The following is a 26,101-nucleotide window of genomic DNA, read 5'->3' on the forward strand; positions in this document are numbered from 1 at the left end:
CCGCGCCCCACGCTCGCCACTTCGGTCAGGGTCGCCGGCTGACCCGGTGTTCGTGCAGTCGGGCCAGTACCGCGTGGTTCGCCTCCCAGCCGTCCGGACTGTGTTCGTCGGCCGCCTCCGGCGGCGTGCCGGACTCCGTCCGGTGTGTGGGCGGCACCGTGCCGGTTCCCGCGCCCCACGCTCGCCACTTCGGTCAGGGTCGCCGGCTGACCCGGTGTTCGTGCAGTCGGGCCAGTACCGCGTGGTTCGCCTCCCAGCCGTCCGGGAACTTCACCGTCACCCCGAGCTGGACCGGTTCCGTGGACGGGTGGTCGTCCAGGAGTTCGCTCACCCCGGCGCGGCAGACGACGATGCACGCGTGCCGGTGGCGCGAGGCGAGGACGCACAGCCGGCCGGTCTCCAGGTGGAAAGCGGTGGCGTCGGGGCGGCCGGAGAGCGGGTGCAGGACGACCGTGACGTCGAACTCCCGTCCCTGGAGCCGGTTGGCGGTGTCCACGGTGACGTCCGTGACGCCCAGCTCGGCGAGCGCCGCCCGCACCGCGGCCGCCTGGTCCCGGTGCGCGGTGCCGACGGCGATCCGGTCGGCGGTCAGCGGCGCCGGGTCCGCGGACCGCTCCGAGGTCGCCGCGCCGCCGCGCTCCAGCAGCCGCCGGACGACCGTCGCGAGGGCCCGCACCGCTTCCGGGTCGGTGCGCGGGGTGTGCCGCGCGGGCAGCTCCAGCAGGCCCCAGCCGGACGCGGCGGCCTCGTCGATCACCCGGTCGGGCCCCGAACCGTCCGAGGCCACTGCGAAGGAGAGCCGCCGGTCACCGGCGGCCGTACCGCTGCGGAACGGCGTGTACGGGTAGAACGCGTCCGAGACCAGTGGCGCCGCCGATGCCGGCAGCCGCCAGGACACCGGCAGCCGGTGCTGGGGCAGTTCCGGGTTGTGCGCGAGCAGGGTCGTCACCGCGGACGCCGACGGGTCGTACGTCAGCCCCGCCCACTGCTCGCTTCCGACGATCGCGAACGGGTCCAGCTGACCGGGGTCGCCCACGAACAGCGCCCGCTCGAACAGCCCGGCCACCGCCAGCAGCGCGTCCGAGCGCATCTGGTACGCCTCGTCCACGATCGCGTGCCGCCACGGCTCGTCGACCTTCACATGCGCCCACTTCGCGGCCGTGGACACCACCACGTCCAGTCCGGCGAGGTCGGCGGGCTTCGCGGACTTCCGTACGTTGGCCAGGCCGTCCAGCGCCTTGTCGTAGGCGTCGGCGTCGCTGCTGTGCAGGCGGCCCACCGGCAGTTCGGGCTCCTTCTCGGCGAGCCGCAGGACCAGGTCGTCCACCTGCGCGTTGGTCTGCGCGACCACCATCAGGGGCCGCCCGGCGGCGGCCAGCTCCAGCGCGGCGCGCACCACGAGCGTCGACTTCCCGGCGCCGGGCGGCGAGTCCACGACCACCCCGCGGTGCGCGCCGTGCAGGGTGTCGCGCAGGATCGCCCCGGTGGCCCGGGCGGCGGCCGCGCCGGGGTCGAAGGCCGGCTCCGGGCCGGTGGCGGTCGGGCGGACGGGGGCGGTCACAGAAGGTCCTCCTCGGTCACCGGGTCGGGGGCCTCCGGGACGCTCTCCTCGCCCGGCGGGCCGCCGTGCGTCCAGGGGGTCTGCTCCGGGTCGGGCAGCTTCGCGCCGCCGCGCTGCTCGTGCTCGAAGAGCGTGAAGCACACCCGGTCACCCTTCTCGGGCACGGAACCGGCCTCGGGCTCCTTGCCGCGGCCCATCTTGTCCAGGACCCGCAGCACGACCAGTGTGCCGTCGTCCTCCGCGGCGACGAACTCCGCCGACTGCGGCCTGCCGTTCAGCGAGCGGTACACCTTCGCCCGCTCGCCGAGGTGCGGCCGGTCGTCCGTGCGCACGGTGACCAGCGGGCGGGGGCTGGGCCGCCTGCCCTCGCTGTAGGCCATGACGACCTCGACGACCTCGCCCGCGAACGCCTCCCCGGCCAGCCGCCGTCCCGCCATCACCAGCGGGTCGTCCAGCGCCTCCTGTGCGTCGAGGCGGGCCTGCTCGCGCTCGCGCGCGGCCAGCTTGTTGGCGGCGGTGACCGCGTCGTCGCGGCGCGGCTGCGGTGGCTCCCCGGCGGTGATCCGGTCGCGGTGCCCGGTGAACGACCAGCGGTCGCGCGTCCAACGCTCCGCCACGTGCGCGCCCTCGGGCAGCGTCCGCAGCAGGTCCAGGCCGTCCCAGACCTTCTCCCAGGTGGGCAGCGCGCACGTCTCCACCAGAGCGAGGATGTCGCGCTCGGCCGCGGTGACCGCGCCGAGCCGGTCGTCGGCCGCCATGCCGTCCTCGGCGGCGGCGAGGGCCTGGCGGGCCCGGTCGTAGCGTTCGATGGCGGGCGCGAGCAGCTTGTTGTCGAAGGCCGGGTCGGTGGCCGGGCCCGCCGGCGGGCACCGCAGCTGGCCGGCCGCGTCCCGCTCCAGCTCGGCACGCAGCGCGGCCTCGGCGCCCGAGCCGCCGTCCGGCGGGGCGATCCACGCCAGCAGCGCCCCCAGGTGCTGGTCCTCCAGACCGGACTGTCCGGTGGTCCAGTGCCGGGCCAGTACGTCGCTCAGGGCCAGCAGCAGCGAGGAGCCGGGCACCCGCGCCCGCTCCCCGAAGTGGGTCAGCCACCGCCCCAGCAGCGGCACCCTGGGCGGCGCCGGATGCGGGGTCTCGGGGTCCTGCTCGGCGGTGCGCCGGAACCGCATGGAGCGGCCGAGCAGCCGGACGAGGTCGATGCCGGCGCGGCTCGGCACGATCAGCTGGGGCGCGTCCGCGCACAGCTCCACCTCGACCTTGACCCGCTTGCCGGTCTCCGGGTCGGTCTCGGTGCGCTCAGCCGCCTCCACCGACTCGGCGAAGGAGTCGACGTAGGGGAGCATGACGTCGGCCAGCTCGGCGAGGAACGCGAACCTGAGGTCGCGGTCGCGCGGCTGCGGTACGGCCAGCAGCCGCGGCGCGTCCCGGTCCGTGCCGACCAGCGCGCCGAGCGGGGCGCCCGCCTCACCGGCGGTGGTGAGCGGCACGAACACCAGTGGCCGGTCGGACAGGTGCCGGTGCCGCACGGTCGCGGCGGGCTGCGCCCGGCCGTTGTGCACGGCCTCCAGCCGGGCGAGGGTGGTGATCAGCGACATACCGCCTCCCGCCGCTCGCCGTCCTGTTCCAGGGTGCCCTGCCGGTGGCCGCCGGGGAGCGTCGCCGGGCGGTGTCCGGCGAGGGCCTCCGCCCGCAGGAGGGCCGCCCTGCGCAGGGCGGCCACCGCCGGGTCGTCCGGGTCGCCCGCCTCGCCGCGGGCCGCCGCGAGCACGTCGTCCACCGTGGACAGGCCGCCCAGCTCGGCGCGCGCCGAACGGCCCAGCGCGGTCACCGCGCCCCGCGCGCGGGCGCGCGCCCGGCAGTGGAAGGCCAGCTCGCACGCGGCCAGGCACTCGGGCGCGTACGCCGCGGGCACCGCCTCGACGGCGGTGATCAGCTCCTCGGCGGGCAGCTCCGGGGAGAAGGACGTGCCCTCGGGGAGCGCGTCGGCGATGTCCTGGACGCGGGTGAGGCGCGCCAGCTGGCGGGCGGTCACGGCGCGCTGCTTGCGCACGTCCACGGCGGAGGCGGTGGGCAGGTTGGAGAAGTCCTTCGGACACACCAGCAGGACGCGGTGCCGCACCCGGGGCGCCGGGTCGAGGCGGGCGGCGGCGTGCTCCAGCGCCAGCACGTACACCGCGGCCTGCCGCGCCGCCGCGCCGACCTTCGCAGGATCGGCCGAGCCGTCCAGCATCGGGAACGACTTGATCTCCACGACCGTCCAGCTGCCGTCCGGGTGGACTACCACCGCGTCGGGCTCCAGGAAGGCGGGCGAGCCGGCCACCTCCAGGGCGAGCATCGGATGGTCCAGCAGCGTCCACGCGCCGGCCGCCGTCGCCTCGCGCAGCGCCAGCGCCGTGCGCTCCGCGCGCCCCTCGGGGCCCGCGGCGCTCAGCTCGGGCAGCTCGGCCCGCTCGGGCGGTTCGGCGGCCGGGTCCAGCCGCCGGTGGACCAGGCGCAGCAGCTCGGCGCCGCCGTCGGCCTTGACCCGCGCCTCGAACGCGTTGCCCCGGGTGAGGGCGAACTGGGACTGGCCGAACGCGGAGGGCGCGCCGATCGCGCCCGCCAGCGCCGCCTTGTCCACGCCCGCGCCGTCCAGGAGCGCGCGCCGCCTGCAGCCCGGGTTCGCGGCCAGCGCCGCCAGCGCGCGGGCGTCCAGCGCCCGGGCCGGCACGCCCGGCCCGCGCAGTTCAGCGAGCGGCCGCCGGAGCGCCGTCCCCCGAGTCCTGGGAGGAGGCACCCGGCTCGGCTCCGGACCCGAACCGTGTTTCGCGCTGCCGTGGAATTCGCTCACCCGCCGAAGTCTGGCACCCGCCACTGACAATCGCGGAACCCGAGCCCGCCGGGGTCGGCGCGAGGGCCGGGACGCGGGCCGCGAGCAGCGTCCGCACCCGGTCCGCGGCCCGGGTCACGTACGGCCCGAGGAACAGGCCGACGGCCATCACAGCCACTCCGGCGACCGCGTCCAGCAGATAGTGGTTGGCGGTGCCCATCACCACGATCGCGGTCAGCAGCGGATAGGCGATGCCGGCCGCCTTCGCCCACCGGGTGCCGCCGTGCCGCCACAGCATCACGCCGCACCACAGCGCCCAGCCCACGTGCAGGCTCGGCATCGCCGCGTACTGGTTGGTCATGCCGCCCATGCCGCGCGGGGCGCTGGCCTCGCCGCCCCACCAGCCGTAGGAGCTGTACTGGGCCATGGTGTCCACGAAGCCGTACTCGGACGACAGCAGGCGCGGCGGGCAGGTCGGCAGCAGGGTGAAGCCGATCAGGCCGATGAACGTCGAGGTCATCAGCCAGGTGCGGGCCGCGCGGTAGAGCTGGGAGCGCGCCCGGAACAGCCACACCAGGATCGCGGGCGTCACCACGTAGTGCAGCGAGGCGTACCAGAAGTCGGCCGGGACGCCGAGCCAGGGCTCGCGGGTGAACAGGCGGTTGAGCGGGTGCTCGGCGTTCAGGTGCAGCGTCTGCTCGAAGCGCAGCAGCGCCAGGCCGTGGTCGACGGCGGAGGCGACGTCGCCGCGCACCAGCAGCCGGCCGGCGGAGTAGCAGGCGTACACCAGCACGATCAGCGGAAGCTCGGTCCACCAGCGCAGCCGGGTGCGCTGGGCGGCCTCGGTGCGTGGTGCGGGTGCCGGTGCCTTGGTCTGAGGCATCCGATGCCCCTCCCCCTTCTGGTCGCTGCGGCGCCCGGTGATCCCCGGTCGGTCGTGTCACTTTACGGGGCATGCGCCCCGGTGCGGGGAGCGCCCCCGGCCCTCGAAGACGCGACGACCGCCGTCCGGGTTGCCCCGGGGAGGCCCCCGACCAGGGTGCGCGATGATGGGAGCGTTCCGTCTGAAGATCTGACTTTTTTCCCGGAAGGGCTCCTCATGGCACCGCGCATCCTGCTGGCCCGGCACGGACAGACCGAGTGGTCGCTGTCCGGAAAGCACACCGGCAGGACCGACGTGCCGCTGCTGGACGAGGGCCGGCGCGGCGCGAAGCTGCTCGGCGAGCGGCTGCACCGGGCGCCGTTCGACGGCCTGCCCGGCGTCGAGGTGCGCACCAGCCCGCTGCTCCGCGCGCGGGAGACCTGCGAGCTGGCCGGTTTCGGCGACCGCGCCACCCCGTGGGACACGCTCATGGAGTGGGACTACGGCGCCTACGAGGGGATGACCCCGCAGCAGATCCAGGACGAGCGGCCCGGCTGGCTGATCTGGCGCGACGGCGTCCCGCGCGGGGAGACGACCGCCGACGTGACGGCCCGCGCGGACGAGGTGGTCGCCTGGGCGCGCGCCGAGGACCGCGATGTGCTGGTCTTCGCGCACGGGCACATCCTGCGCTCCATCGGCGCGCGCTGGCTCGGCCTGCCGATCGACTTCGCGGCCCGCCTCCGGCTCAACCCGACGTCCTTGTCGGTGCTGGGCTGGGCCTACGGCGAGCCGGCCCTGCACCACTGGAACGACGTGGGCCATCTGGCGGCGTAGTCCCCGCGCGGGCCGCGTCCTCCGCGCTCCGCTCACGCCGTCCGCGGTGCCGAGGCGTGCCGTTCCAGGAACGCCGACACCCCGGAGGCGCGCCGGTGCGGCAGCAGCACGCGCGCGGTGCCCGCCAGCATCGTCTGGATGCGGGAGGACTGCACCTGGTCGAGCAGGTCGAGGACCTTCATCCCGGCGGTCGCTGCCTCGTCGGGACGCCCCCCGCGCGCGAGGTCGTCGGCCAGCTCGGCCGTGTAGAGGGCGATGTTCCGGGTGAAGTGCGGGTCCTGGAGCTCGGCCGCGCGCCGGGCGTGCAGCGCCGCCCGCGGCCAGTCCCCGAGCGTGGACCAGCACTGCGCCTCCAGACCCTCCAGCTCTGCCGCGCCGTAGAAGGTCATCCACTCCGGGTCGGCGTCCGAGGGGCCGCGTCCGAAGAGCGCCTGCGCGCGGGTGAGCGCCCGCGCGCAGGCGGTGCGGTCGGCTAGCCCGGCCCAGCCGCCCGCCTCGCGCAGCGCGAGCAGCGACATCAGCCGCGCGGACCCCAGCTCCCGGCCGACGCGCTGCGCGGCCTGCGCGGCGCGCACCGCCTCGCGCGGGCGGCCCGCGTCCCGGGCCAGGAACGCCGTGTTGCAGAACGCGTGCGCCTCCAGGCCCGCGTCCCCGGTCATGCGCGCGGTGGCCAGCGCCTCCGCGTAGTGCGAACGGGCGTCGTCGAAGCGGCCCGAGTCATGGGCCAGCCAGCCCACCGAGATCGCCAGCTCACCGGCGCCCGAGTGCAACCGGTCGGCGGTGGCCTGCCGGGTCGCCCCGGCGTCCAGCAGCGCGTAGGCGGCGCGCAGGGGCGCGGCCGCGCGCCGGTAGAGGCCGTCCGCCCCGTGCCGGTCGTCGAGCAGCCGGATCCTGCGGACGGCCTCTTCCAGGGCGCCCGCGTCGCTCGTGCCGGCGCGGCCAACTTGCCGGTCCGCGGCCGAGGCGTCGAGGGCGAGCCCCAGGGGACCCAGCGAGACGGCGGCCACGGTGGCGCCGGAGCGGGTCATGAATGCGCGACGCAGCACGTCGCTCTCCTCGTGGTCTTCGTGCGGGTGGTACGGGTCTTGCCGGTCGTGCGGGTCCGGCCGGTTCGGCCGGGTTCGCCGGTCGGCCCGGTCGGTCCGGGTGTCCCGGTCGTTGCGGCCGGGCCGGTCCATCCGGTCCGCCTGGTCCTGTCCGGCCGGCGGGGCCGCGGTGTCGCGCGGTTCCCGTCCTTCATGGGCGTGATACGGGTGGCCCGCGCTCCGCGTTTCAGACGGGGCGCGTTCCGGGCTCGTGGTGTGCGCGGGGGGCGCGTCGTCCCCGGGCGTGCGCGCCGCCCGTCCGCGGACGGACGAGCGGGGTGCGAACCCGAGGTCGGCGAGCGTCCGGCCGGGGAACATGTGCAGGAACACGCGTTCGTAGGCGTAGTTGGGACAGCGGATCTCGCCCGCCTCCACCCGGCCGATGTAGCGGGCGTCACAGCTGACCCGCTCACCGATCTCGCGGGCGGCCCGCCGTACCGCCGCGGCGAACTCGGCCGGCGAGCGCTGTCCGCGCAGGCGCCGGAAGACGAGATTCGGCCGCGGTGGCCGGGGGGACGGGGACGAGGTCACCGTTGACGACGCCATGGCCGGGCCCTCTCGTGCGAACCGTCGAACCATGCCGGACACGGGGTGAGTTGTCCGGGTCATCCCGGTGACACCCTGTTTCCGGCGAGCAAGAACGTACCCGCTGTGTCCGCTCCGCCACGCGGAGTTTGGCCACAAACCGGATATCCCCTCCGTGATCTGCCATGAACTGCCATCCTTTGAGGCTGTCTTCGGCCGTAGCCGTTGACGCGCCGCCGCGTTGTACCCCATGGGCCGGGAGCCAGCCCGGCTCCCGCCCGTCGACTCACTAGGAGGGGTATCCGTGGTGGAGGCCGGGACGCGAACCAGTGGGAGCGTCGATCCGTGTCCACCGCCGGCAGCGCGGACCGGGTGCGACCTGGTGACGGTGCCGGCGCGACAGGGCTTGGAGGCGGTCGACATCCTGCGCCGCGGGACGGGCGAGGCGGTGGGCCCCGTGCTGCACGACGACGGCGGCGACACCCTGGGTTTCGTGGTGCCGGCGGGCACCGCCGAGGGCTGGGACGTGCCGGGCAGCACCTGCACCGGCACCGACGGACGGGGCCTGCGCCTGGCGCCCGAACCGCCCGTGGAGGGCTCGGACTGGCTCCTCCCGCCCGACGAGGCCGACCCGGCGACGGACCCGGCCGTACTGCGCCGCGCCCTGGGCGAGGCGGCCCGGCTGATCGCTGCGGCCGACAGCTGCCGTTGACCCCGCGGACGTGACGCCCCGGCGCCGTTCGCCCGTACCGCCCCGCGCGGGTACGCACCGTCACCGCCCGCCCGTGCCTCCCTCGCGGCTTGCGACAATGGCCCCATGGGAAGGTCCAGGAGTCCCCGCCGTGAGCGGGGCGCCGTCGAAGCCGTCAGCGAGCGGGTGGACGGCGGCCTCGCGCAACTCGTCCCCGACCGGGAGCGGCCGCGCGGCTGGACCCTGCTGATCGACGGCGCCCCGCAGTCCCACGTCGACCTGGACGACCCGGCGCACCTCTCCTTCGAGTACCAGCGCCGGCTCGGGCACGTCATCGACCTGGCCGCGCCGCCCGGCAAGCCCGTCCACGCCGTCCACCTCGGCGGCGGCGCGCTCACCCTGGCCCGCTATGTCGCCGCCACCCGCCCCCGTTCCACCCAGCAGGTGGTCGAGCGTGACGCGGCCCTCGTCCAACTGGTGCGCCGTGAGCTGCCGTTGGACGCGAACGCGCGCATCCGGATACGGTCCGCCGACGCCCGCGCCGGACTCGCCAAGGTGCCCGACGGCTGGGCCGACCTCGTCATAGCGGACGTGTTCAGCGGCGCCCGCACCCCCGCCCACCTCACCTCCACGGAGTTCCTGGACGAGGTCCGCAGGGCGCTGAAGCCCGGCGGGCGCTACGCCGCCAACCTCGCCGACGGGCCGCCGCTGGCCCATCTGCGCGGCCAGATCGCCACCGCCGCCGCCCGGTTCGCCGAACTCGCCCTGGTCGCCGACCCCACCGTGCTGCGCGGCAGACGCTTCGGCAACGCCGTTCTCGTCGCCTCCGACCTGCCGCTGCCGGTCGCCGAACTGACCCGCCGGGCCGCCTCCGACCCGCACCCGGGCCGCGTCGAACACGGGCGCGCCCTAACCGACTTCACCGGCGGCGCCCTCCCGGTCATCGACGCGGCGGCCGTCGCCTCCCCGGCGCCGCCGCCCTCCGCCTTCCGCTGAACCGCACATCCGCGGGCGGCGTCTGCCGGATCGGGGCCGGGACCGGCGCTCCCAGGGCCTCTCGTTTCGATCCTGCCGGGCTCGCGGGCCCTGGCACCACCCCTCGCGGCGTTGTCGTCGGTTGCCGTGGCTCCGCCATGACGCCCTCCTCCGCCTCGCGAGGTTCCCCCACTGCCTGAACGGCGTGGAAGGCGCCCCCCCTCACCGGACCCGCTCCCTGATCCGGCCTCATCCAGGCGAAAGACCTAGTAGGTGCCCACCTCCACCCGTGGCGGGCCGTCGTGCCAGGTGCAGATGACCGACACCCGGTCGGCGCCCGAGGTGAACTCCACCCGGATCCACGACGCCGTCTTCCACACCTGCATCGACCAGCCCGTGCCCGGGGTCGCCGAGACCAGGGTCGCGGCGGCCGGACCGAGGTCGAAGACCACCCGGCCGCCGTCGGTGTCGTAGCTCCTGACCCGGCCGGCGGCGGTCGCGGCGGGGGAGGGGGTGGTGCGCGCGGCGGGCGCGGACGCCGGCGGGCGCGGGGCGGCGGAGGTCCGGGGCGGGGTGGGGGAGGCGGCCGGGGTGCTCGGCGGCGCGGCCGGCCCACGGGTGGCGGAGGCGGTCGGCGACGGCCCCTTCGCCTTGGCCTCGGCCGCCGTGATGGGCAGGGCGCGCGGCGGATCGTAGGCCGTGCCCGCCATCACCGTGTGGACGCCCCACCACGACAGGGTGGCCGCCGCACCGGTGGCGAGCGACCATGCCAGTACGTGTACGAGTCCTCTGTGCATCGCGGTCATACTGCCGCACGCACCCCGCCCGGGGCGGCGTCAGGGGCGCGGCGTGAGGTGGTCCACAAGGAGTCGTCCACAGGCGGCTGGGGCCCGGCCCGAGTTGTCCACAGGCCCGCACCGCCGTCGCGTCCATGGCGTACGGTGCGGCGCATGGCAAGTGTGCTCGTGGTCGAGGACGACCAGTTCGTACGCTCGGCGCTCATCCGGCAGTTGACCGACGCCTCGCACACCGTGCGCAGCGTCGGCACCGCGCTGGAGGCGCTGCGCGAGGTCGCCCACCTCCGCTTCGACGTCGTCATCCTGGACCTCGGACTGCCCGACCTGGACGGCTCCGAGGCCCTGAAGATGCTGCGCGGCATCACCGACGTGCCCGTCATCGTCGCCACCGCGCGCGACGACGAGGCGGAGGTGGTCCGGCTGCTCAACGCCGGGGCGGACGACTACCTGACCAAACCGTTCTCGGTCGAGCACCTGTTCGCGCGCATGGCCGCCGTGCTGCGCCGCGCCCGCTCCGGACCGGCCGAGGCCGCGCCGTCCCCCGTCCTGCGCGTCGGCGGCCTCACCGTCGATCCGCTGCGCCGCCAGGCCGAACTGGACGGCGTACGACTGGACCTCACGCGCCGCGAGTTCGACCTGCTCGCCTTCCTGGCCGGCCGGCCCGGCGTCGTCGTGGCGCGCCGGGAGCTGCTGGCCGAGGTGTGGCAGCAGTCCTACGGCGACGACCAGACCATCGACGTCCATCTGTCCTGGCTGCGCCGCAAACTGGGCGAGACCGCCGCCCGGCCCCGCTATCTGCACACCCTCAGGGGCGTCGGCGTGAAGCTGGAACCGCCCGGAGCGGAGCCGCTGCGATGAGATGGGCCCTGGTCAAGGTCTGCCTGGCGGTCACCACCATGGTCGTGGTCGCCTTCGCCGTCCCGCTCGGCCTGGTCGTCAGGGAGATGGCCCGGGATCGCGCCTTCTCCCACGCCGAGCGCCAGGCCGCCGCCGTGGCGCCCGCGCTGTCCATCACCACCGACCACGACCAGCTCGAACGGGTCGTCGCCTCGGCCGGCTCGGACACGGAGATGGCCGTGCACATACCGGCGACCGACGGCGAGCCGGCCGTCGGCATCGGCCGCCGCCGGGCCGCCGAGGCGGACATCGCGGCCGTCCGGCGGATGGGCCGCGCCTCCACCACCGGCACGCCCGGCGGCTCCGTCCTGCTCCAGCCGGTCGCGCTCAGCTCCGGGGCCATCGCGGTGGTCGAGGTCTACGTCCCCGAGGCCGAGATGAGCAACGGCGTCGGCACCGCGTGGGCGGTCCTCGCCGGAGTCGGCGTGGCGCTCGTCGTCGGCTCCGTCGCCGTCGCCGACCGGCTCGGGGTGCGGATGGTGCGGCCCGCGCGGCGGCTCGTGGAGGGCGCGCACGAACTGGGCGAGGGCCAGCTCGGCGCGCGGGTGCCGGAGGAAGGGCCGACCGAACTGCGCCTGGCGGCGGTCGCGTTCAACTCCATGGCCGACCAGGTCGTGCAGCTCCTCGCCAACGAGCGGGAGCTGGCCGCCGACCTCTCGCACCGGCTGCGCACCCCGCTGACCGTGCTGCGGCTGAACGCGGCCTCGCTCGGCGACGGCCCGGCCGCCGACCAGACCCGGGCGGCGGTGGCGCAGCTGGAGCGCGAGGTGGACACCATCATCCGCACCGCCCGGGAGGCCAAGCCGCAGACGGCAGCCGCAGGACCGGGCGCCGGCTGCGACGCGGCCGAGGTGGTACGGGAGCGGATGGGGTTCTGGTCCGCGCTCGCCGAGGACGAGGGCCGCGAGTGGCGGCTGGCAGGGGTGGAGCGGCCGGTACGGGTGCCGGTGGCCCGGGCGGACCTCGCCGCCGCGCTGGACGCCCTGCTCGGCAACGTCTTCCGGCACACCCCGGAGGGCACGGCGTTCGCCGTCGACGTGCACAACGGCGACGACGCGGTGATCGTGCTCGTCTCCGACGCGGGGCCCGGCATACCCGATCCGGACGCGGCCATGCGGCGCGGCAGCGGATCGGGCAGCGACGGCTCGACCGGCCTCGGGCTCGACATCGTGCGGCGGCTGGCGGAGTCGACGGGCGGCGACGTCCGGATCGGCTCCTCCGTCCTCGGCGGCACGGAGGTGCGCATCTGGCTCCAGCTCGACGGCCGCGGACCCGCCGCCGGCCGCGGCCACCGGGGAGCCGTACGGCGCCGCAGACGACTGGTGGCGAAGTGACGGAGCGAGCGGGCGAGGCCGCCCCGCGCGGCGATCTTTAACCGTCCCCGATCCCCTCCTTAAGCGCACCCTAAGAAGCTCAACGGAGTTCCGGATCAGGCGGATTGCCCGATTCCGGGTCGCTAGCGTGCTGCCGCACCGCACCCCCCTCGTGAACAGAGAAGGCAGGCACGATGAGCACGCACCGGCGCAGGATCAGTGGCAGGAACAAGGTGATCGGCGGTCTCGTCGCGGCGGCCGTGGTGGGCGGCGGCGCGCTCGTCTTCACCGCCACCGCGCAGGCGGCCGGCGTCGGCGCCGCGTACACCAGGACCAGCGACTGGTCGACCGGTTACACCGGGCAGTACGTCGTCACCAACGACAGCGGCCGGACGGAGAAGGACTGGACGCTGGAGTTCGACCTGCCGGCCGGGGCCAGGCTCGGCTCGCTGTGGAACGGCGAGTCCACGGTCAGCGGCCGGCACGTCACCGTGAAGCCCGCCAAGTGGGACACCGCCGGGCTCGCCTCCGGCGCGTCGGTCACCGTCGGCTTCGTCGTCGACGGCAGCGGCGACCCGACCGGCTGCCGGATAGACGGCGCCTCCTGTTCCGCGGACGGCGCCGCCACCCCCGAGCCCAGCGGCCGCCCCACCGAGACCGCCGCTCCCGCCCCGACTCCCACCAAGATCACCGCACCGCCCCCCACCTCGACGCCGGCCCCCACCGCCTCCCAGAGCACGGGCACCGGAACCGGCACGGGCACCACCGCGGCCGCGGGCTTCGCGCCCTACGTCGACACCTCCCTCTACCCGGCCTTCGACCTGCTCGCGAGCGCCGACGCGACGGGCGTGAAGAACTACAACCTCGCCTTCGTCACCGACGGCGGCGGCTGCACCCCCAAGTGGGGCGGCGTCACCGACCTCGCCGGCGACGCGGTGGCGGCCCAGATCGGCGCACTGCGCGCCAAGGGCGGCGACGTACGGGTCTCCTTCGGCGGGGCGTCCGGCTCCGAACTGGCCACCACCTGCACCTCGGCGGACTCGCTGGCGGCGGCCTACGGGAAGGCGGTCGACCAGTACAAGCTGACCAAGGTCGACTTCGACGTCGAGGGCGGCGCGCTGCCGAACACCGCGGCCAACACCCGCCGTGCCCAGGCCATCGCCAAGCTCCAGCAGCAGCACCCCGGTCTGGACGTCTCCTTCACGCTGCCCGTCATGCCCGAGGGCCTGACCCAGGACGGCGTCAACCTGCTGGCGAACGCCAGGACCAACGGCGTGAGGATCTCCACCGTCAACATCATGGCGATGGACTACGGCGCCTCCTACAACGGCGACATGGGCACCTACGCCGAGCAGGCCGCCACCGCCACCCAGGCCCAGATCAAGAGCGTGCTCGCCCTGTCCGACAGCGCCGCCTGGAAGACGGTCGCCGTCACCCCGATGATCGGCGTCAACGACGTCTCCTCGGAGGTCTTCAAGGTGGACGACGCCACCCAGCTGGTGAACCTCGCCAGGTCCAAGGGCCTCGGGTGGCTCTCCATGTGGTCCGCCACCCGCGACAAGCAGTGCGCCGGCGGCGCCAAGCCCACCGCGGACGCCACGTGCAGCTCGATCACCCAGGACGCGTTCGCCTTCAGCAAGGCGTTCGGCTCCTACAACTGACGTACCACCCGGGCCCGCGGCCGGTGGGGCGCGGCGCTCCCCCTCGACTCCCGTGTGCCGCGCCCGCACCTCCCCGGCCGCCCGGCCGGGCGTCAGACCGCCGCGTCCACCGGCGGCAACTGTCCCGTCCGGGCGGCCTTCCCGTACCACAGGGCGCTGGACTTCGGCGTCCGGGCGAGCGTCGCGTAGTCCACGTGGACCGCGCCGAACCGCTTGGCGTAGCCGTAGGCCCACTCGAAGTTGTCCATCAGGGACCACAGGTAGTACCCGCGCACGTCCGCGCCGTCCGCGATCGCGCGGCGCACCGCGGCCAGGTGGCCGTGGAGGTAGGCGATGCGCTCCGGGTCGTGCACGCGGCCGTCGTCGTCCATCTTGTCCTCGTAGGCGGCGCCGTTCTCCGTGATGTACAGCGGCACGCCGGGCGCCTCGCGGGTGTAGCGCGTGATCAGTTCGTGCAGGCCGTCCGGGTCGACCGTCCAGCCCATGTCGGTGCGCTCGCCCGGGACCTGGTGGAACACCACGTCGTCGGCGGCCGGCCAGGGCGAGTGCGCGCTCGCCCCGTGCGTGTCCGAGCGCGGTCCCGCCGGCGCGGTCTCGACGGACGAGACGATCTGGGGCGTGTAGTAGTTGAGACCCAGCGCGTCCAGCGGCTGACGGATGTCGCGCAGATCGCCGTTCAGGACGAAGGACCAGTCCGTCAGGGACGATGTCGCCTCCAGCAGGGTGGCCGGGTAGGCGCCGTGCAGCAGGGGGCCGTGGAAGACGCCGTTGGCGAGGTCGTCGATCCGCCGCGCGGCCGCCAGGTCCGCGGGGTGCTGTGAGAGCGGGCGGATCACCTGGGAGTTGAGGCTGACGGCGACCGAGGCGCGCGAGGGCAGCACCGAGCGCAGGGCCTGAGTGGCCAGTCCGTGCGCCAGGTTCAGATGGTGGGCGGCGCGCAGCGCGGCCACGGGCTCGGTGCGGCCGGGGGCGTGGACGCCGGAGCCGTAGCCGAGGAAGGCGCTGCACCAGGGCTCGTTGACCGTGATCCACTGTTCGACCCGGTCGCCGAGCGCCTCGCCCACGAGCCGCGCGTACTCCGCGAAGCGCAGCGCGGTGTCCCGCTCCGGCCAGCCGCCCGCGTCCTCCAGCTCCTGGGGCAGGTCCCAGTGGTAGAGGGTGAGGGCGGGCTTGATGCCGTGGGCGAGGAGTTCGTCCACGAGCCGCCGGTAGAAGTCCAGGCCCGTCTGGACGGCGGGGCCGCGGCCGGTGGGCTGCACCCGCGGCCAGGACACGGAGAAGCGGTACGCCGTCAGGCCGAGGTCCGCCATCAGGGCCACGTCGTCGCGGTAGCGGTGGTAGTGGTCGACCGCGATGTCACCGGTGTCGCCGCCGGCCGTTCTGCCCGGCGTATGACTGAAGGTGTCCCAGATCGAAGGGGTACGGCCGTCCTCCCGTACCGCGCCCTCGATCTGGTAGGCGGAGGTCGCGGCGCCCCAGAGGAAGCCTGGTGGAAAGGACACGGTCAACGGTTCGGGCATGGAATCGCTCCCACGGGTCGGGTCCGCCCATTATGCATGGGAGCGCTCCCACGGCGGAAGGGGGTTTCGGAACAGTTCGGGGCGTCCGTGGCGCCGGCGAAGCCGGAGCCCGCCGACGGCCGTTCGCGGTACTGACCAGTAAGGGCCCGTGCGTCCGGGCCCCGCGTGTCGCCGCGCCGTCAGGCCGACTCGCGTACCACCAGCTCCGTCGGCAGGACCACCTCGCGGTGGCCGGTGCCGCGGTGGGCGATCTCGTCCAGCAGCAGGCTCGCCATGGTGCGGCCCATCTCCTCCAGCGGCTGGCGCACGCTGGTCAGCGGGGGATCGATGTGCCGGGCCACGATCGAGTCGTCGAAACCGACCAGGGCGACGTCGTGCGGCACCCGGCGCCCCGCGGCGCGCAGTTCCAGCACCGCGCCCGAGGCCATCACGTCGGACGCGGCGAACACGGCGTCCAGGTCCGGGCGGCGGCGCAGCAGCTCCCGCATGGCCGCGCGCCCGCCCTCCTCCGTGAAGTCGCCGCTCGCGATCAGGCCGTCCTCGACGGGGACGCCCGACTCGCGCAGCGCCTCGCGGTAGCCGTCGAGCCGGTCCCGCGCGACGTCCATGTCGAGCGGCCCGGTGATGGTGCCGATGGCCCGCCGCCCGGAGGCCAGCAGATGCCGTACGGCGACCCGGGCGCCGCCGCTGTTGTCGGCGCGGACGTGCCCCAGTGGCTCGCGGTGGCTGCGGCGGCCGGCCAGCACGGTCGGCACCGCCAGTTCCTCCAGCCGGTCGGGCAGCGTGTCCTCGCTGTGCACCGCCATCATCAGCACGCCGTCCACCCGCTGCGCGGACAGATACGAGGCGAGCCGCGCGTACTCCTGCGCGTCCCGCGCCAGCACCAGCAGCAACTGCATCCCCGCGCCCGCGAGTCCGGCCGACACGCCCCGGATGATCTCCGAGAAGTACGGCTCGGAGAAGAGCCGGGTCTCGGCGTCCGGGACGACCAGGGCGACGGAGTCGGTGCGGCGGGTGACCAGGGAGCGGGCGGCGCGGTTGGGGACGTAGCCGAGTTCGGCGATGGCCTGCTCGACGGCGGCCCGGGACCGTTCGCTCACCTTGGGGGATCGGTTGATCACCCGGGAGACCGTGCCGCGGCCGACCCCGGCGCGCGCGGCCACGGCGTTCAGCGTCGGCCGCCGCACCTCCGCGGCCGGCACCGGCCGCCGCACCTCCGCCGACACGGCCGCACGCCGAACACCCGCGGCCGGCACCGCACTGGACGCCTCCACGCCCGGCACCACGTCCGGCGCCTCCGTCGCCGCACTCGACGCGTCCGCGGGCAGGGCCGGACCCGGGAACTCCGCGGACCCGGACGCGCGCGGAAGGCCCCCCTCCCGCCCCGCACCCGACACCTCCACGCCCGGCACCGCGCCCGACGCGTCCACAGCCGACACCGCACTCGACGCCTCCGCGGGCCGGAACGGACCCGGGAGCTCCCCGGACCCGGACGTGCGCGGAACGCCCCTGCCCCGCACCGCACCTGCGACGTCCGCGGTCAGGCCAGGGGGAGGGGTGGGGGTCGGGGTGTCCGCGGCCTCGGGCCGGTGCTCGGCGGAGTTCATCGTTCACCTTCCGGCGGTCGGTCGGGGGTCGCCTCATTCTGGCCCAGAAAAAATCCGGCCACGGCCCCGGCGCCGCCCGCCGGTCCGCGACCGGCCCCACCGGCCCGTCTGTGACCTGCGTGAATCCGGTGTGCGTCCGGCCGGTGTCGGGCGGATGTCGCCGCCGTTCCAGACACATTCACGTGACGCGCCGAACACGCTTGCGCAACAACGCCGTTTTCAACTCTTGACACCTGGCCCGGCAACCACGAGTCTTCCGGACATGCCGCGTGGGAGCGGTCCCACGGAAACGTAGGAGTTGCCTCCCGTGTGGACCGAACCACCCAAGGTCCTTCCCTCTGCCTCGCATGACACACCGTTGACCAGCACCTTTTCACCGCACTCCGTGTGCTGTGGGCTGGCCGCTGCTCGATCCGAGAGGGCAGGTCCGAGCCGTCGAACCCCGGCGGTCTGATTCCTGAGGTCCCGTTCCCCACTGGAACAAGGAGTAGTGGAATGCGCATCACCCGTACCGGCGGCGGTCGTGGCCGCAGAGCAGCGGCCCTGACCACGACGGTCCTGACGGCCTCCGCCCTGCTGCTGACCGGCTGCAGCAGCGACGACGGCGACTCGGACGCCTCGGACTCCAACGGGAACATCACCCTCAAAGTGGCCGACTTCGGTCAGTTCGGCTACAAGGAAGCCGGTCTGTTCGAGCAGTACCACAAGCTGCACCCGAACATCACGGTCAAGGAAGAGACCACCGCCAACGAGCAGGACTACTACCCGAAGCTCCTTCAGCAGCTGAACTCGGGCAGCGGCCTGGGCGACGTCACGGGCATCGAGGTCGGCCGCATCAAGGAGGTCGTCGACACCCAGGCGGCCAAGTTCACCGACCTGAGCAAGACCATCAACGTGGGCGACTGGGTCTCCTGGAAGGAGAAGCAGGCGACCGCTGCCGACGGCACGGTGATCGGCGCGGGCACCGACATCGGCCCGATGTCCCTGTGCTACCGCAAGGACCTCTTCCAGAAGGCGGGCCTGCCCACCGACCGCGAGGCCGTCGCCAAGGCCGTCGCGGGCGGCTGGGAGGACTACCTCAAGCTCGGCGAGCAGTACAAGGCGAAGGCGCCCTCCGGCACCTACTTCATGGACTCCGCGAGCGCGATGTACAACGCGGTCGTCAGCTCCTCCGCCAAGCAGTACTACGACACGGACGGCAAGCCGGCCTACAAGGACAGCGACTCCGTCAAGCAGGGCTGGAACCTGGCCGCCGAGGCCGCCTCGAAGAAGCTGAGCGGTGGCCTCGCCCAGTTCCAGGACCCGTGGCAGGCGGCGCTGCGCAAGGGCCAGATCGCCTCCATGGCATGCCCGGCGTGGATGGCCGCGCAGATCCAGACCTACTCCGGCGACGACTTCAAGGGCAAGTGGGACATCTCCCGGGCGCCCGGCAACACCGCCGCCAACTGGGGCGGCTCCTTCCTGGCCGTGCCCAAGGGCGGCAAGCACGTCAAGGAGGCCACCGAGCTGGTCAAGTGGCTGACCGCGCCCGAGCAGCAGGCCGCCGTCTTCAAGGCCGTCGGCGTCTTCCCGTCCAACAAGGGCGCCTACGAACTGGCCAGCGTGAAGACCGCCAAGCTCCCCTACTTCAGCGACGCCCCCATCGGTGAGATCTACGCCGAGGAGGCCAAGTCCATCCCCGAGGCGGTGCTCGGCGCGAAGGACGGCGTCATCAAGGACGCGATCTCCACGCAGATCAACAACATGGAGCAGCGCGGCACCAGCCCCGACAAGGCCTGGAAGGACGCGACCGAGACCATCGACAAGGCGATCGGCTGACGACCGCCCGGGGTGCGGGCGGCCCGACCGGCCGCCCGCACCGCGCCCGCCCGCGAAGCCGCACGACGGCTGCCGCGGCGGGCGCGGAGCCGTGTGGCGGCCGTCGCCGCGGCCCCGGTCCCGTCTGAGGGACCACCGCCGGCCGTGCGGGAGCCGCCGTACGCACCGGAGCCGCCGTACGCACCGGGTCGTACGCACCGAGCCGTGTGCGCCGGACCCGACTCCCGCCCCGTACCCGGCCAGACCTCCAGGGAAGGACTCCCTCCGTGGCAACGACAACCCCCGCACGGGGCGCCTACACCCCGCCGCCCGGCGGCACCGGCACCGCCTCGAAACCCCACAGCGCATGGCGCTCACGGCTGTGGCGCTTCGACGACAAGGTGTCGCCGTACGCCTACATCGCCCCCTTCTTCCTGATCTTCGGCGCCTTCGGGCTCTACCCCCTCCTCTACACCGGCTGGATCGCGCTGCACCGGGTGGAGATGACGAGCCTGGACCAGTCCGAGTGGGTCGGTCTCGACAACTTCACCCGGATCCTCCAGGACTCCGAGTTCTGGACGGCGGTCACGAACACCTTCGTCATCGGCGTCATCTCCACCGTCCCGCAGCTGCTCGTGGCGCTGGGGCTGGCCCATCTGCTCAACTACAAGCTGCGCGCCAGCACCTTCTGGCGGACCGTCATCCTCACTCCGTACGCCACCTCGGTCGCCACCGCCGCCCTGGTTTTCGCCCTGGTCTTCCGCGCCGACGGCGGCTTCCTCAACTGGGTGCTGCACTTCTTCGGCGCGGGAAACACCGACTGGGGCAACGGCGAGTGGACCTCCAAGATCGCCATCTCCATCATCGTGATCTGGCGCTGGACCGGCTACAACGCCCTCATCTACCTGGCCGCCATGCAGGCCGTGCCGACCGACCTGTACGAGGCCGCCTCGATTGACGGGGCCTCGCGCTGGCAGCAGTTCCGCAAGGTGACCATCCCCTCGCTGCGGCCGACCATCCTGTTCACCATCGTCATCTCGACGATCGGCTCCATGCAGCTGTTCGGCGAGCCGCTACTGCTCCAGGGCGGCACGCTCGGCGCCGTCGGCGGCAGCGAGCACCAGTACGAGACGCTCAGCATCTACCTCTACAACTACGGCTGGAAGCTCCAGCATCTCGGCCCGGCCGCCGCCGTCGCCTGGGCGATGCTCGTCCTGCTGCTGCTCATCGCCCTGATCAACTGGATCGTCGGCCGCCTCGTGCGCAAGAGCGCGGCCTGACGGGAGCGATATCGATGACCACGACCACTCCTGCCGGCACCGCGCCGGAACTCGTCCCGGCCCCGCCCGCCGCCGCCCCGCACAAGGGCGGCAGCCGCTTCAAGCTCGGCGCCGGCCAGCAGCTCAAGGGCGGCCCGTTCACTTACATCGCGCTGGTCGTCGTCGGCCTCGGCTCGGTGTTCCCGCTGTACTGGACGCTGGTGGCCGCCTCCAACGACCAGCAACGCGTCCTCGACAACCCGCCCCCGCTGCTGCCCGGCGGCAAGCTGTGGCACAACCTCCAAGCGGCCTGGGAACAGGCCAACCTGGGCAAGGCGATCGTCAACAGCGTCATCGTGTCCGGCTGCATCACCGCCGCCACCCTGTTCTTCTGCACCCTGGCCGGCTACGCCTTCGCCAAGATGCGCTTCCGCGGCCGGGGCGCGCTGATGACCGCCGTCATCGCCACGCTGACGATCCCGCCGCAGCTCAGCGTCGTCCCGCTGTTCATGATGATGTCCGACATCGGATGGGGCGGGAAGCTGGAGTCGGTGATCTTCCCGACCCTGGTCGGCGCGTTCGGCGTCTTCTTCATGCGGCAGTACCTGCTGGAGGCGCTGCCCTACGAGCTGATCGAAGCCGCCAAGGTGGACGGGGCGAGCAACATCCGTGTCGTGTGGAACGTCGTCCTGCCCGCCGCCCGGCCCGCGATGATGGTGCTCGGCATGCTCACCTTCGTCCAGGCGTGGAACGACTTCTTCTGGCCGTTCCTCGCCCTGAACCAGGAGAACCCCACCCTCCAGGTGGCGCTCGGGCAGCTCAGCGCCTCCTACACCCCCGACCAGAGCATCGTCATGGCGGGCGCGCTGATCAGCACGCTGCCACTGCTGCTGGTCTTCGTGATCTTCGGCAAGCAGATCGTCGGGGGGATCATGGCGGGGGCGGTCAAGGGCTGAGGAGGCGCTGCGGGGCGGGCGGGTGCGCGGACGCGCGCGGGACGCTCGGACACGGTACGGGTCGTCATCCCCGGCCGCCTCCCGCCCCCCTGCCCCTCCGCCTCCGCCGGGCGACTCGGTGCACCGGTCCGGGCGAGCCCCGGACCCGCCGTGCCGGTCCCGCCCGGCTCCGGCCCCCGTACGCCGGAGGGCCTCCTGTCCGGCACACCGGCCGGCCGCCCCCGTCCGGTACGGCCCGCGGAAGAGCCGTACCGGACCGGGCGCGCCGACCCCCGTCCCGCCGTCCCGTCCGTTTCGCCCTCCCGCCCGGGACGCCCTCACGAGGGTCGCGGACTAGCCCCCGCGACGACCTTCCCGGCCGGAGCGCCCAGCCCCCACCCCGCGCGTCCTCTCCCTTCCTCCCCCACCACCGGACCGCCGTCCGCGTCCGCACTCTCCCCCTCCACCCCCCTTCCCTTCCCCTCCTCCTTCCCTCCGCCACGCCACCTTGGGAGCGTTCTCACCATGACCGCCGTACGACCCGAGACCACCGCCCAGCCGGCCCCGGGCGCCTCCTCCCTCTCCTTCCCGACGGGATTCGTCTGGGGCGCCGCCACCGCGGCCTACCAGGTCGAGGGCGCCGCCGCCGAGGACGGCCGGACCCCGTCCATCTGGGACACCTTCAGCCACACCCCCGGCAAGGTCCGCAACGGCGACACCGGCGACATCGCCGCCGACCACTACCACCGCTACCGCGACGACGTGGCCCTGATGAAGCGCCTCGGCCTCAAGGCGTACCGCTTCTCCGTGTCCTGGTCGCGTGTCCAGCCCACCGGCCGCGGCCCCGCCGTCGAACGCGGCCTCGACTTCTACCGCCGGCTCACCGACGAACTCCTGGAGGCGGGCATCACCCCCGTCGCCACCCTCTACCACTGGGACCTGCCCCAGGAACTGGAGGACGCGGGCGGCTGGCCGCAGCGCGACACCGCGGACCGCTTCGCCGACTACGCCGAGCTCGTCGCCCGCGCCCTCGGCGACCGCGTCGGCGTGTGGACCACCCTCAACGAGCCCTGGTGCAGCGCCTTCCTCGGTTACGGCTCCGGCGTGCACGCCCCGGGCCGTACCGACCCGGCGGCCACCCTGCGCGCCGCGCACCACCTCAACCTCGCCCACGGCAAGGCGATCGGCGTGCTGCGCTCGGCGCTGCCGTCGTCCGCGCAGACCTCCATCACCCTCAATCTGCACCAGGTGCGCCCGCTCACCGACAGCGCGGAGGACGCCGAGGCGGCCCGCCGGATCGACGCGGTCGGCAACCGGATCTTCACCGGGCCGATCCTCGACGGCGCCTACCCCGAGGACCTGCTGGCCGACACCGCGCACCTGGTGGACTGGGGACGGCTGGTGCACGAGGGCGACCTGGCCGAGATCTCCCGCCCCATCGACGTGCTCGGCGTCAACTACTACGCGCCGACCGTGGTCTCGCACCCGGCCGACGGCACCGGCACCACCAAGAACGACGGGCACGGCGCAAGTGACCACTCCCCGTGGACCGGCTCCGACCACATCGCCTTCCACCTCGCCAACGACGACCTGACCGCGATGAACTGGGCCATCGACCCGAGCGGACTGCACACCCTGCTGACCGGCCTGGCGGCGTCGCACCCCCGGCTGCCGCTGATGGTCACCGAGAACGGCGCCGCCTTCGACGACTACGTCTCGCCCGAGGGCGTGGTGAACGACCCGCAGCGCATCGCGTACCTGCACGCCCATCTGGACGCGGTGCGGCGGGCCATCGCCGACGGGGCGGACGTGCGCGGCTACTTCCTGTGGTCCCTGCTGGACAACTTCGAGTGGTCCTACGGCTACTCGAAGCGCTTCGGCGCGGTCTACGTCGACTACGGCACCCAGCGCCGCATCCCCAAGGAGAGCGCCCACTGGTACGCGGAGGTGATCCGCGCGAACGCCCTGCCGGCGGGGCGTTGAGAACCCGCTGAGGGCGGGGCGGGGGAGGGGGAGGGGACGACCGGAGGACCGGCCGGCCGCGGGACCGGTCGGCCTGCGGCCCGGCAGGCCGCAGGCTGTTACATTCCTGGCCTGACGGCTGCGAACGGAAGGCGCGACTATGGTCAACGGCGGGCGGAACCGTGGCGGTCGGCGGCCCACCCTGGAGGAGGTCGCCGCCCGGGCCGGCGTGGGCCGCGGCACGGTCTCGCGGGTGATCAACGGCTCGCCCCGGGTCAGCGACGCCACCCGCGCCGCCGTGGAGGCGGCCGTCGCCGAACTCGGCTACGTCCCCAACACCGCCGCCCGCGCCCTGGCCGCCAACCGCACCGACGCGATCGCGCTGGTGGTGCCGGAACCGGAGACGCGGTTCTTCGCCGAGCCGTACTTCTCCGACATGCTGAGCGGTGTGGGCGCCGAACTCGCCGACACCGAGATGCAGTTGCTGCTGACCTTCGCGGGCGGCGACCGCGAGCGGCGGCGGCTCGCCCAGTACCTGGCCGCGCACCGGGTGGACGGGGTGCTGCTGGTGTCCGTGCACGCCGACGACCCGCTGCCCGACCTGGTGGCCCAGCTGGAGATCCCGGCCGTGATCAGCGGCCCGCGCTCGGCGGCCGAGACGCTGCCCTCGGTGGACTCGGACAACTACGGCGGCGCGCGCTCGGCGGTGGAGCACCTGCTGGCCGGCGGCCGGCGCCGGATCGCCCACATCACCGGTCACCTGGACGTCTACGGCGCCCAGCGGCGCGTCGACGGCTACCGCGACGCGCTGCGCGCGGCGGGCCTTCCGGTGGACGAAGTCCTCGTCGAGCAGGGGGACTTCACCGAGGAGGGCGGACGGCGTGCGATGGCGCGGCTGCTGGACAACGCCCCCGACGTGGACGCCGTCTTCGCCGGTTCGGACGTCACCGCGGCCGGCGCCCGGCAGGTGCTGCGCGAACGGGGCCGCCGTACGCCCGAGGACGTGGCCCTGGTCGGCTACGACGACTCGGCCATCGCCCGGCACATGGACCCGCCGCTGACCAGCGTCCGCCAGCCCATCGAGGAGATGGGCCGGGCCATGATCGACCTGCTCCTGACGGAGATCGCCGACCGCCGCCTGGCCGGCGGCCCCGCCTATGAACCCCACCACGCGGTCCTCCCCACGGAACTGGTGGTCCGGGCGTCGTCGTGACGGCGGCCTCACGCGGCCGACCGCCTGATCGGACGGTGTGCGCCGGTCCGCTCACCGCCCGAGCGCCAGCCGCCACACCACCTCGCCGTCCGCCCTCTCGTCGGTCGGCGCGAGCCCGGCGGCGCGGGCGACGGCGGCGGAGGCCCGGTGCTCCGGGTGGATGTGCGCGAGGACGAGACCGACGCCCCGCCGCTCCAGCAGCCCGACCAGCCCGCGCGCCGCCTCCGCGGCGAACCCGCGCCCCTGCCAGGCGGTGCCGACCACCCAGGCGACCTCGGCGACCGAGCCGCCGGCGGTCACGGTGGCCTGCACGGTCCCCACCAGCCGACAGGGCCGCTCCCGCGTCCGCAGGACCCAGTTGCACCAGGACACCTCGGGGTCCGGCGACCCGCCCACCAGCCGCGCGTACCGCTCCCGCAACCGCGCCGCCCCGAGCGGCGCACCCCCGATGAACTCGTGCAGCGCCGGATCGGCCAGCACCTCGGCCATCTCCCCGGCGTGCGCCGCCTCCAGCGGCACCAGCTCGAGACGAGCGGTGCGGACGATCTCGGCACGCATTCGATCCCCTGATCCGGAACGGCTCACAACTGTGCGGACGGACGCGGAACTTCACCGTGCGGGCGGCGGTCCCACCGGTCGGGCCCATCCACGGACGCGACCGGCCGGCTGCCGAGGACCACTTCGCCCAGCCTCGCCGGGCTGGGCGAAGCCCGCGTCGCGGGAGCCGCCTTCGCGCCAGCGGACCTGAGCTGCGGTGCTGCCGTCATGGCGGCGCGCTCGCGGATGCTCGCCATGGGGAGGACCGTACGACCCTTCTCAAGATCCCGTGTGGCCGTCGGTGTGCCCACGGGAGAGACGAAAGAGGCCGGTGATCTGCGTTTCCGCAGATCACCGGCCCCATTCCAGAGGGTGAGTGACGGGACTCGAACCCGCGGCATCCTGGACCACAACCAGGTGCTCTACCAGCTGAGCTACACCCACCATGACCGGAAGCGGTTCACTTGGTCGTTTCCCCGACCGGCCGAGAAAAAGTGTACAGGGTCCGAAGGGGTGCTCGCGCACGACTTTCGCGGCGCCCCTCCGCGGGGACCCGTTCAGCCCTGCTGAGCAGGCAGGACGTGCTTCGCGGCGATCGCCTTGGCGGTCTCGGAGTCCGGGCCGGGCGGCGGCACGAAGACCGCCTCGCGGTAGTACCGCAGCTCCGCGATGGACTCGCGGATGTCGGCGAGCGCCCGGTGGTTGCCGTTCTTCTCCGGGCTGTTGAAGTACGCCCTCGGGTACCAGCGCCGGGCCAGCTCCTTGATCGAGGAGACGTCGACGATGCGGTAGTGGAGGTAGCCCTCCAGCGCCGGCATGTCGCGCAGCAGGAAGCCGCGGTCGGTGCCGACCGAGTTCCCGCACAGGGGCGCCTTGCCCGGCTCCTTCACATGCTCGCGGACGTAGGCGAGCACCTGCTCCTCGGCGTCCTTCAGGGTCGTGCCGCCGGGCAGCTCGGCGAGCAGGCCGGACGCGGTGTGCATCTGGCGCACCACCTCCGGCATCGTCTCCAGCGCGGCGTCCGGCGGGCGGATGACGATGTCGACTCCCTCGCCGAGCACGTTCAGCTCGGAGTCGGTGACGAGGGCGGCCACCTCGATGAGAGCGTCGTCGGACAGCGAGAGGCCGGTCATCTCGCAGTCGATCCACACCATGCGATCGTTCATGTGTGCAACCTTACGGCGAGCGGCCCGCCACCGGACCCGCCGTGCACCGCCGCGGCGGCACACGGCACGGGAAGCGGACGGGCGGGCGCCCTCAGGAC

Annotated in this window: 21 protein-coding genes and 1 tRNA gene; 11 read left to right on the forward strand and 11 right to left on the reverse strand. The window is 73.9% G+C overall.

The window, feature by feature from the left end; genetic code table 11:
• Positions 1 to 193 precede the first annotated feature (193 nt).
• The 4 genes from AB0N63_RS22680 to AB0N63_RS22695 are packed head-to-tail and all read right to left on the reverse strand — an operon-like array spanning position 194 to position 5,250.
• The gene (locus AB0N63_RS22680; RefSeq protein WP_365530845.1) at positions 194 to 1,561 is read right to left on the reverse strand and encodes an AAA domain-containing protein; all 1,368 of its coding nucleotides are present in this window, start codon (positions 1,559 to 1,561) and stop codon (positions 194 to 196) included.
• A complete protein-coding gene (locus AB0N63_RS22685; protein WP_365530847.1) occupies positions 1,558 to 3,153 on the reverse strand; it encodes a hypothetical protein in 1,596 nt (531 codons plus the stop codon). The genes AB0N63_RS22680 and AB0N63_RS22685 overlap by 4 nt, the downstream gene beginning before the upstream one ends.
• Positions 3,144 to 4,334, reverse strand: coding sequence for a hypothetical protein (locus AB0N63_RS22690; protein WP_365530849.1), 1,191 nt, complete (start codon positions 4,332 to 4,334; stop codon positions 3,144 to 3,146). Before AB0N63_RS22690 ends, AB0N63_RS22685 begins: the two co-directional genes overlap by 10 nt.
• On the reverse strand, positions 4,285 to 5,250 hold the full coding sequence (locus AB0N63_RS22695; protein ID WP_365530851.1) for a phosphatase PAP2 family protein: 966 nt from the start codon (positions 5,248 to 5,250) through the stop codon (positions 4,285 to 4,287). The genes AB0N63_RS22690 and AB0N63_RS22695 overlap by 50 nt, the downstream gene beginning before the upstream one ends.
• Before the next feature lie 216 nt (positions 5,251 to 5,466).
• Between AB0N63_RS22695 and AB0N63_RS22700 the strand changes: the two genes are divergently transcribed.
• The gene (locus tag AB0N63_RS22700) at positions 5,467 to 6,063 is read left to right on the forward strand and encodes a histidine phosphatase family protein (protein WP_365530853.1); all 597 of its coding nucleotides are present in this window, start codon (positions 5,467 to 5,469) and stop codon (positions 6,061 to 6,063) included.
• Positions 6,064 to 6,095: 32 nt separating this feature from the next.
• On the opposite strand, the gene AB0N63_RS22705 is transcribed toward AB0N63_RS22700, so the two are convergent.
• Entirely contained in the window at positions 6,096 to 7,694 is a 1,599-nt protein-coding gene (locus tag AB0N63_RS22705; protein WP_365530855.1) for a hypothetical protein, read from the reverse strand.
• Positions 7,695 to 7,977: 283 nt separating this feature from the next.
• Here AB0N63_RS22705 and AB0N63_RS22710 point away from each other — a divergent pair, with 283 nt between their 5' ends.
• A complete protein-coding gene (locus tag AB0N63_RS22710; protein ID WP_365530857.1) occupies positions 7,978 to 8,385 on the forward strand; it encodes a hypothetical protein in 408 nt (135 codons plus the stop codon).
• 105 nt (positions 8,386 to 8,490) lie between these two features.
• Positions 8,491 to 9,360 (forward strand): fused MFS/spermidine synthase, encoded by an 870-nt coding sequence (locus AB0N63_RS22715; RefSeq protein WP_365530859.1) that lies wholly within the window; start codon positions 8,491 to 8,493, stop codon positions 9,358 to 9,360.
• A gap of 245 nt (positions 9,361 to 9,605) precedes the next feature.
• On the opposite strand, the gene AB0N63_RS22720 is transcribed toward AB0N63_RS22715, so the two are convergent.
• Complete coding sequence (locus tag AB0N63_RS22720) at positions 9,606 to 10,136, reverse strand: hypothetical protein (RefSeq protein WP_365530861.1); 531 nt, start codon at positions 10,134 to 10,136, stop codon at positions 9,606 to 9,608.
• 153 nt (positions 10,137 to 10,289) lie between these two features.
• Here AB0N63_RS22720 and AB0N63_RS22725 point away from each other — a divergent pair, with 153 nt between their 5' ends.
• From AB0N63_RS22725 to AB0N63_RS22735, 3 genes are all read left to right on the forward strand, one after another.
• Positions 10,290 to 10,994, forward strand: a complete 705-nt coding sequence (locus tag AB0N63_RS22725; RefSeq protein WP_043260864.1) for a response regulator transcription factor — start codon at positions 10,290 to 10,292, stop codon at positions 10,992 to 10,994.
• On the forward strand, positions 10,991 to 12,367 hold the full coding sequence (locus AB0N63_RS22730; RefSeq protein ID WP_365530863.1) for a HAMP domain-containing sensor histidine kinase: 1,377 nt from the start codon (positions 10,991 to 10,993) through the stop codon (positions 12,365 to 12,367). Before AB0N63_RS22725 ends, AB0N63_RS22730 begins: the two co-directional genes overlap by 4 nt.
• 173 nt (positions 12,368 to 12,540) lie before the next feature.
• A complete protein-coding gene (locus AB0N63_RS22735; RefSeq protein WP_365530865.1) occupies positions 12,541 to 14,007 on the forward strand; it encodes a cellulose binding domain-containing protein in 1,467 nt (488 codons plus the stop codon).
• Positions 14,008 to 14,099: 92 nt separating this feature from the next.
• Here AB0N63_RS22735 and AB0N63_RS22740 read toward each other — a convergent pair whose 3' ends face one another.
• Both AB0N63_RS22740 and AB0N63_RS22745 read right to left on the reverse strand, forming a co-directional pair.
• Complete coding sequence (locus tag AB0N63_RS22740; RefSeq protein ID WP_365530867.1) at positions 14,100 to 15,527, reverse strand: GH1 family beta-glucosidase; 1,428 nt, start codon at positions 15,525 to 15,527, stop codon at positions 14,100 to 14,102.
• Positions 15,528 to 15,706: 179 nt separating this feature from the next.
• The gene (locus AB0N63_RS22745) at positions 15,707 to 16,729 is read right to left on the reverse strand and encodes a LacI family DNA-binding transcriptional regulator (protein WP_365530869.1); all 1,023 of its coding nucleotides are present in this window, start codon (positions 16,727 to 16,729) and stop codon (positions 15,707 to 15,709) included.
• A gap of 900 nt (positions 16,730 to 17,629) precedes the next feature.
• Here AB0N63_RS22745 and AB0N63_RS22750 point away from each other — a divergent pair.
• The 5 genes from AB0N63_RS22750 (at position 17,630) to AB0N63_RS22770 (ending at position 24,300) form a co-directional block, all read left to right on the forward strand.
• Complete coding sequence (locus AB0N63_RS22750) at positions 17,630 to 18,952, forward strand: extracellular solute-binding protein (protein ID WP_365530871.1); 1,323 nt, start codon at positions 17,630 to 17,632, stop codon at positions 18,950 to 18,952.
• Between the two features lie 266 nt (positions 18,953 to 19,218).
• Entirely contained in the window at positions 19,219 to 20,211 is a 993-nt protein-coding gene (locus AB0N63_RS22755) for a sugar ABC transporter permease (RefSeq protein WP_365530873.1), read from the forward strand.
• 14 nt (positions 20,212 to 20,225) lie between these two features.
• The gene (locus tag AB0N63_RS22760; protein WP_365530875.1) at positions 20,226 to 21,146 is read left to right on the forward strand and encodes a carbohydrate ABC transporter permease; all 921 of its coding nucleotides are present in this window, start codon (positions 20,226 to 20,228) and stop codon (positions 21,144 to 21,146) included.
• 504 nt (positions 21,147 to 21,650) lie between these two features.
• Entirely contained in the window at positions 21,651 to 23,108 is a 1,458-nt protein-coding gene (locus tag AB0N63_RS22765) for a GH1 family beta-glucosidase (protein WP_365530876.1), read from the forward strand.
• Positions 23,109 to 23,247: 139 nt separating this feature from the next.
• The gene (locus AB0N63_RS22770) at positions 23,248 to 24,300 is read left to right on the forward strand and encodes a LacI family DNA-binding transcriptional regulator (protein ID WP_365530878.1); all 1,053 of its coding nucleotides are present in this window, start codon (positions 23,248 to 23,250) and stop codon (positions 24,298 to 24,300) included.
• A gap of 51 nt (positions 24,301 to 24,351) precedes the next feature.
• On the opposite strand, the gene AB0N63_RS22775 is transcribed toward AB0N63_RS22770, so the two are convergent.
• The 3 genes from AB0N63_RS22775 to orn form a co-directional block, all read right to left on the reverse strand.
• Positions 24,352 to 24,858, reverse strand: a complete 507-nt coding sequence (locus tag AB0N63_RS22775) for a GNAT family N-acetyltransferase (protein ID WP_365530880.1) — start codon at positions 24,856 to 24,858, stop codon at positions 24,352 to 24,354.
• A gap of 350 nt (positions 24,859 to 25,208) precedes the next feature.
• Positions 25,209 to 25,281: transfer RNA gene (locus tag AB0N63_RS22780), tRNA-His, on the reverse strand.
• Between the two features lie 113 nt (positions 25,282 to 25,394).
• On the reverse strand, positions 25,395 to 26,003 hold the full coding sequence (gene orn / locus AB0N63_RS22785; RefSeq protein ID WP_365530882.1) for an oligoribonuclease: 609 nt from the start codon (positions 26,001 to 26,003) through the stop codon (positions 25,395 to 25,397).
• Positions 26,004 to 26,101: the final 98 nt, after the last annotated feature.

The sequence above is a fragment of the Streptomyces sp. NPDC093260 genome, assembly GCF_040683715.1.
Classification (GTDB): domain Bacteria; phylum Actinomycetota; class Actinomycetes; order Streptomycetales; family Streptomycetaceae; genus Streptomyces; species Streptomyces sennicomposti.

Excerpts from the sequence above, each read along its gene's own strand:
- AB0N63_RS22770 (WP_365530878.1), top strand. The coding sequence starts at position 23,248 with ATGGTCAACGGCGGGCGGAACCGTGGCGGTCGGCGGCCCACCCTGGAG.
- AB0N63_RS22715 (WP_365530859.1), top strand. The coding sequence starts at position 8,491 with ATGGGAAGGTCCAGGAGTCCCCGCCGTGAGCGGGGCGCCGTCGAAGCC.
- AB0N63_RS22750 (WP_365530871.1), top strand. The coding sequence starts at position 17,630 with ATGCGCATCACCCGTACCGGCGGCGGTCGTGGCCGCAGAGCAGCGGCC.
- AB0N63_RS22700 (WP_365530853.1), top strand. The coding sequence starts at position 5,467 with ATGGCACCGCGCATCCTGCTGGCCCGGCACGGACAGACCGAGTGGTCG.
- AB0N63_RS22765 (WP_365530876.1), top strand. The coding sequence starts at position 21,651 with ATGACCGCCGTACGACCCGAGACCACCGCCCAGCCGGCCCCGGGCGCC.
- AB0N63_RS22720 (WP_365530861.1), bottom strand. The coding sequence starts at position 10,136 with ATGCACAGAGGACTCGTACACGTACTGGCATGGTCGCTCGCCACCGGT.
- AB0N63_RS22685 (WP_365530847.1), bottom strand. The coding sequence starts at position 3,153 with ATGTCGCTGATCACCACCCTCGCCCGGCTGGAGGCCGTGCACAACGGC.
- AB0N63_RS22695 (WP_365530851.1), bottom strand. The coding sequence starts at position 5,250 with ATGCCTCAGACCAAGGCACCGGCACCCGCACCACGCACCGAGGCCGCC.
- AB0N63_RS22760 (WP_365530875.1), top strand. The coding sequence starts at position 20,226 with ATGACCACGACCACTCCTGCCGGCACCGCGCCGGAACTCGTCCCGGCC.
- AB0N63_RS22775 (WP_365530880.1), bottom strand. The coding sequence starts at position 24,858 with ATGCGTGCCGAGATCGTCCGCACCGCTCGTCTCGAGCTGGTGCCGCTG.
- AB0N63_RS22705 (WP_365530855.1), bottom strand. The coding sequence starts at position 7,694 with ATGGCGTCGTCAACGGTGACCTCGTCCCCGTCCCCCCGGCCACCGCGG.
- AB0N63_RS22730 (WP_365530863.1), top strand. The coding sequence starts at position 10,991 with ATGAGATGGGCCCTGGTCAAGGTCTGCCTGGCGGTCACCACCATGGTC.
- AB0N63_RS22740 (WP_365530867.1), bottom strand. The coding sequence starts at position 15,527 with ATGCCCGAACCGTTGACCGTGTCCTTTCCACCAGGCTTCCTCTGGGGC.
- AB0N63_RS22725 (WP_043260864.1), top strand. The coding sequence starts at position 10,290 with ATGGCAAGTGTGCTCGTGGTCGAGGACGACCAGTTCGTACGCTCGGCG.
- orn (WP_365530882.1), bottom strand. The coding sequence starts at position 26,003 with ATGAACGATCGCATGGTGTGGATCGACTGCGAGATGACCGGCCTCTCG.
- AB0N63_RS22735 (WP_365530865.1), top strand. The coding sequence starts at position 12,541 with ATGAGCACGCACCGGCGCAGGATCAGTGGCAGGAACAAGGTGATCGGC.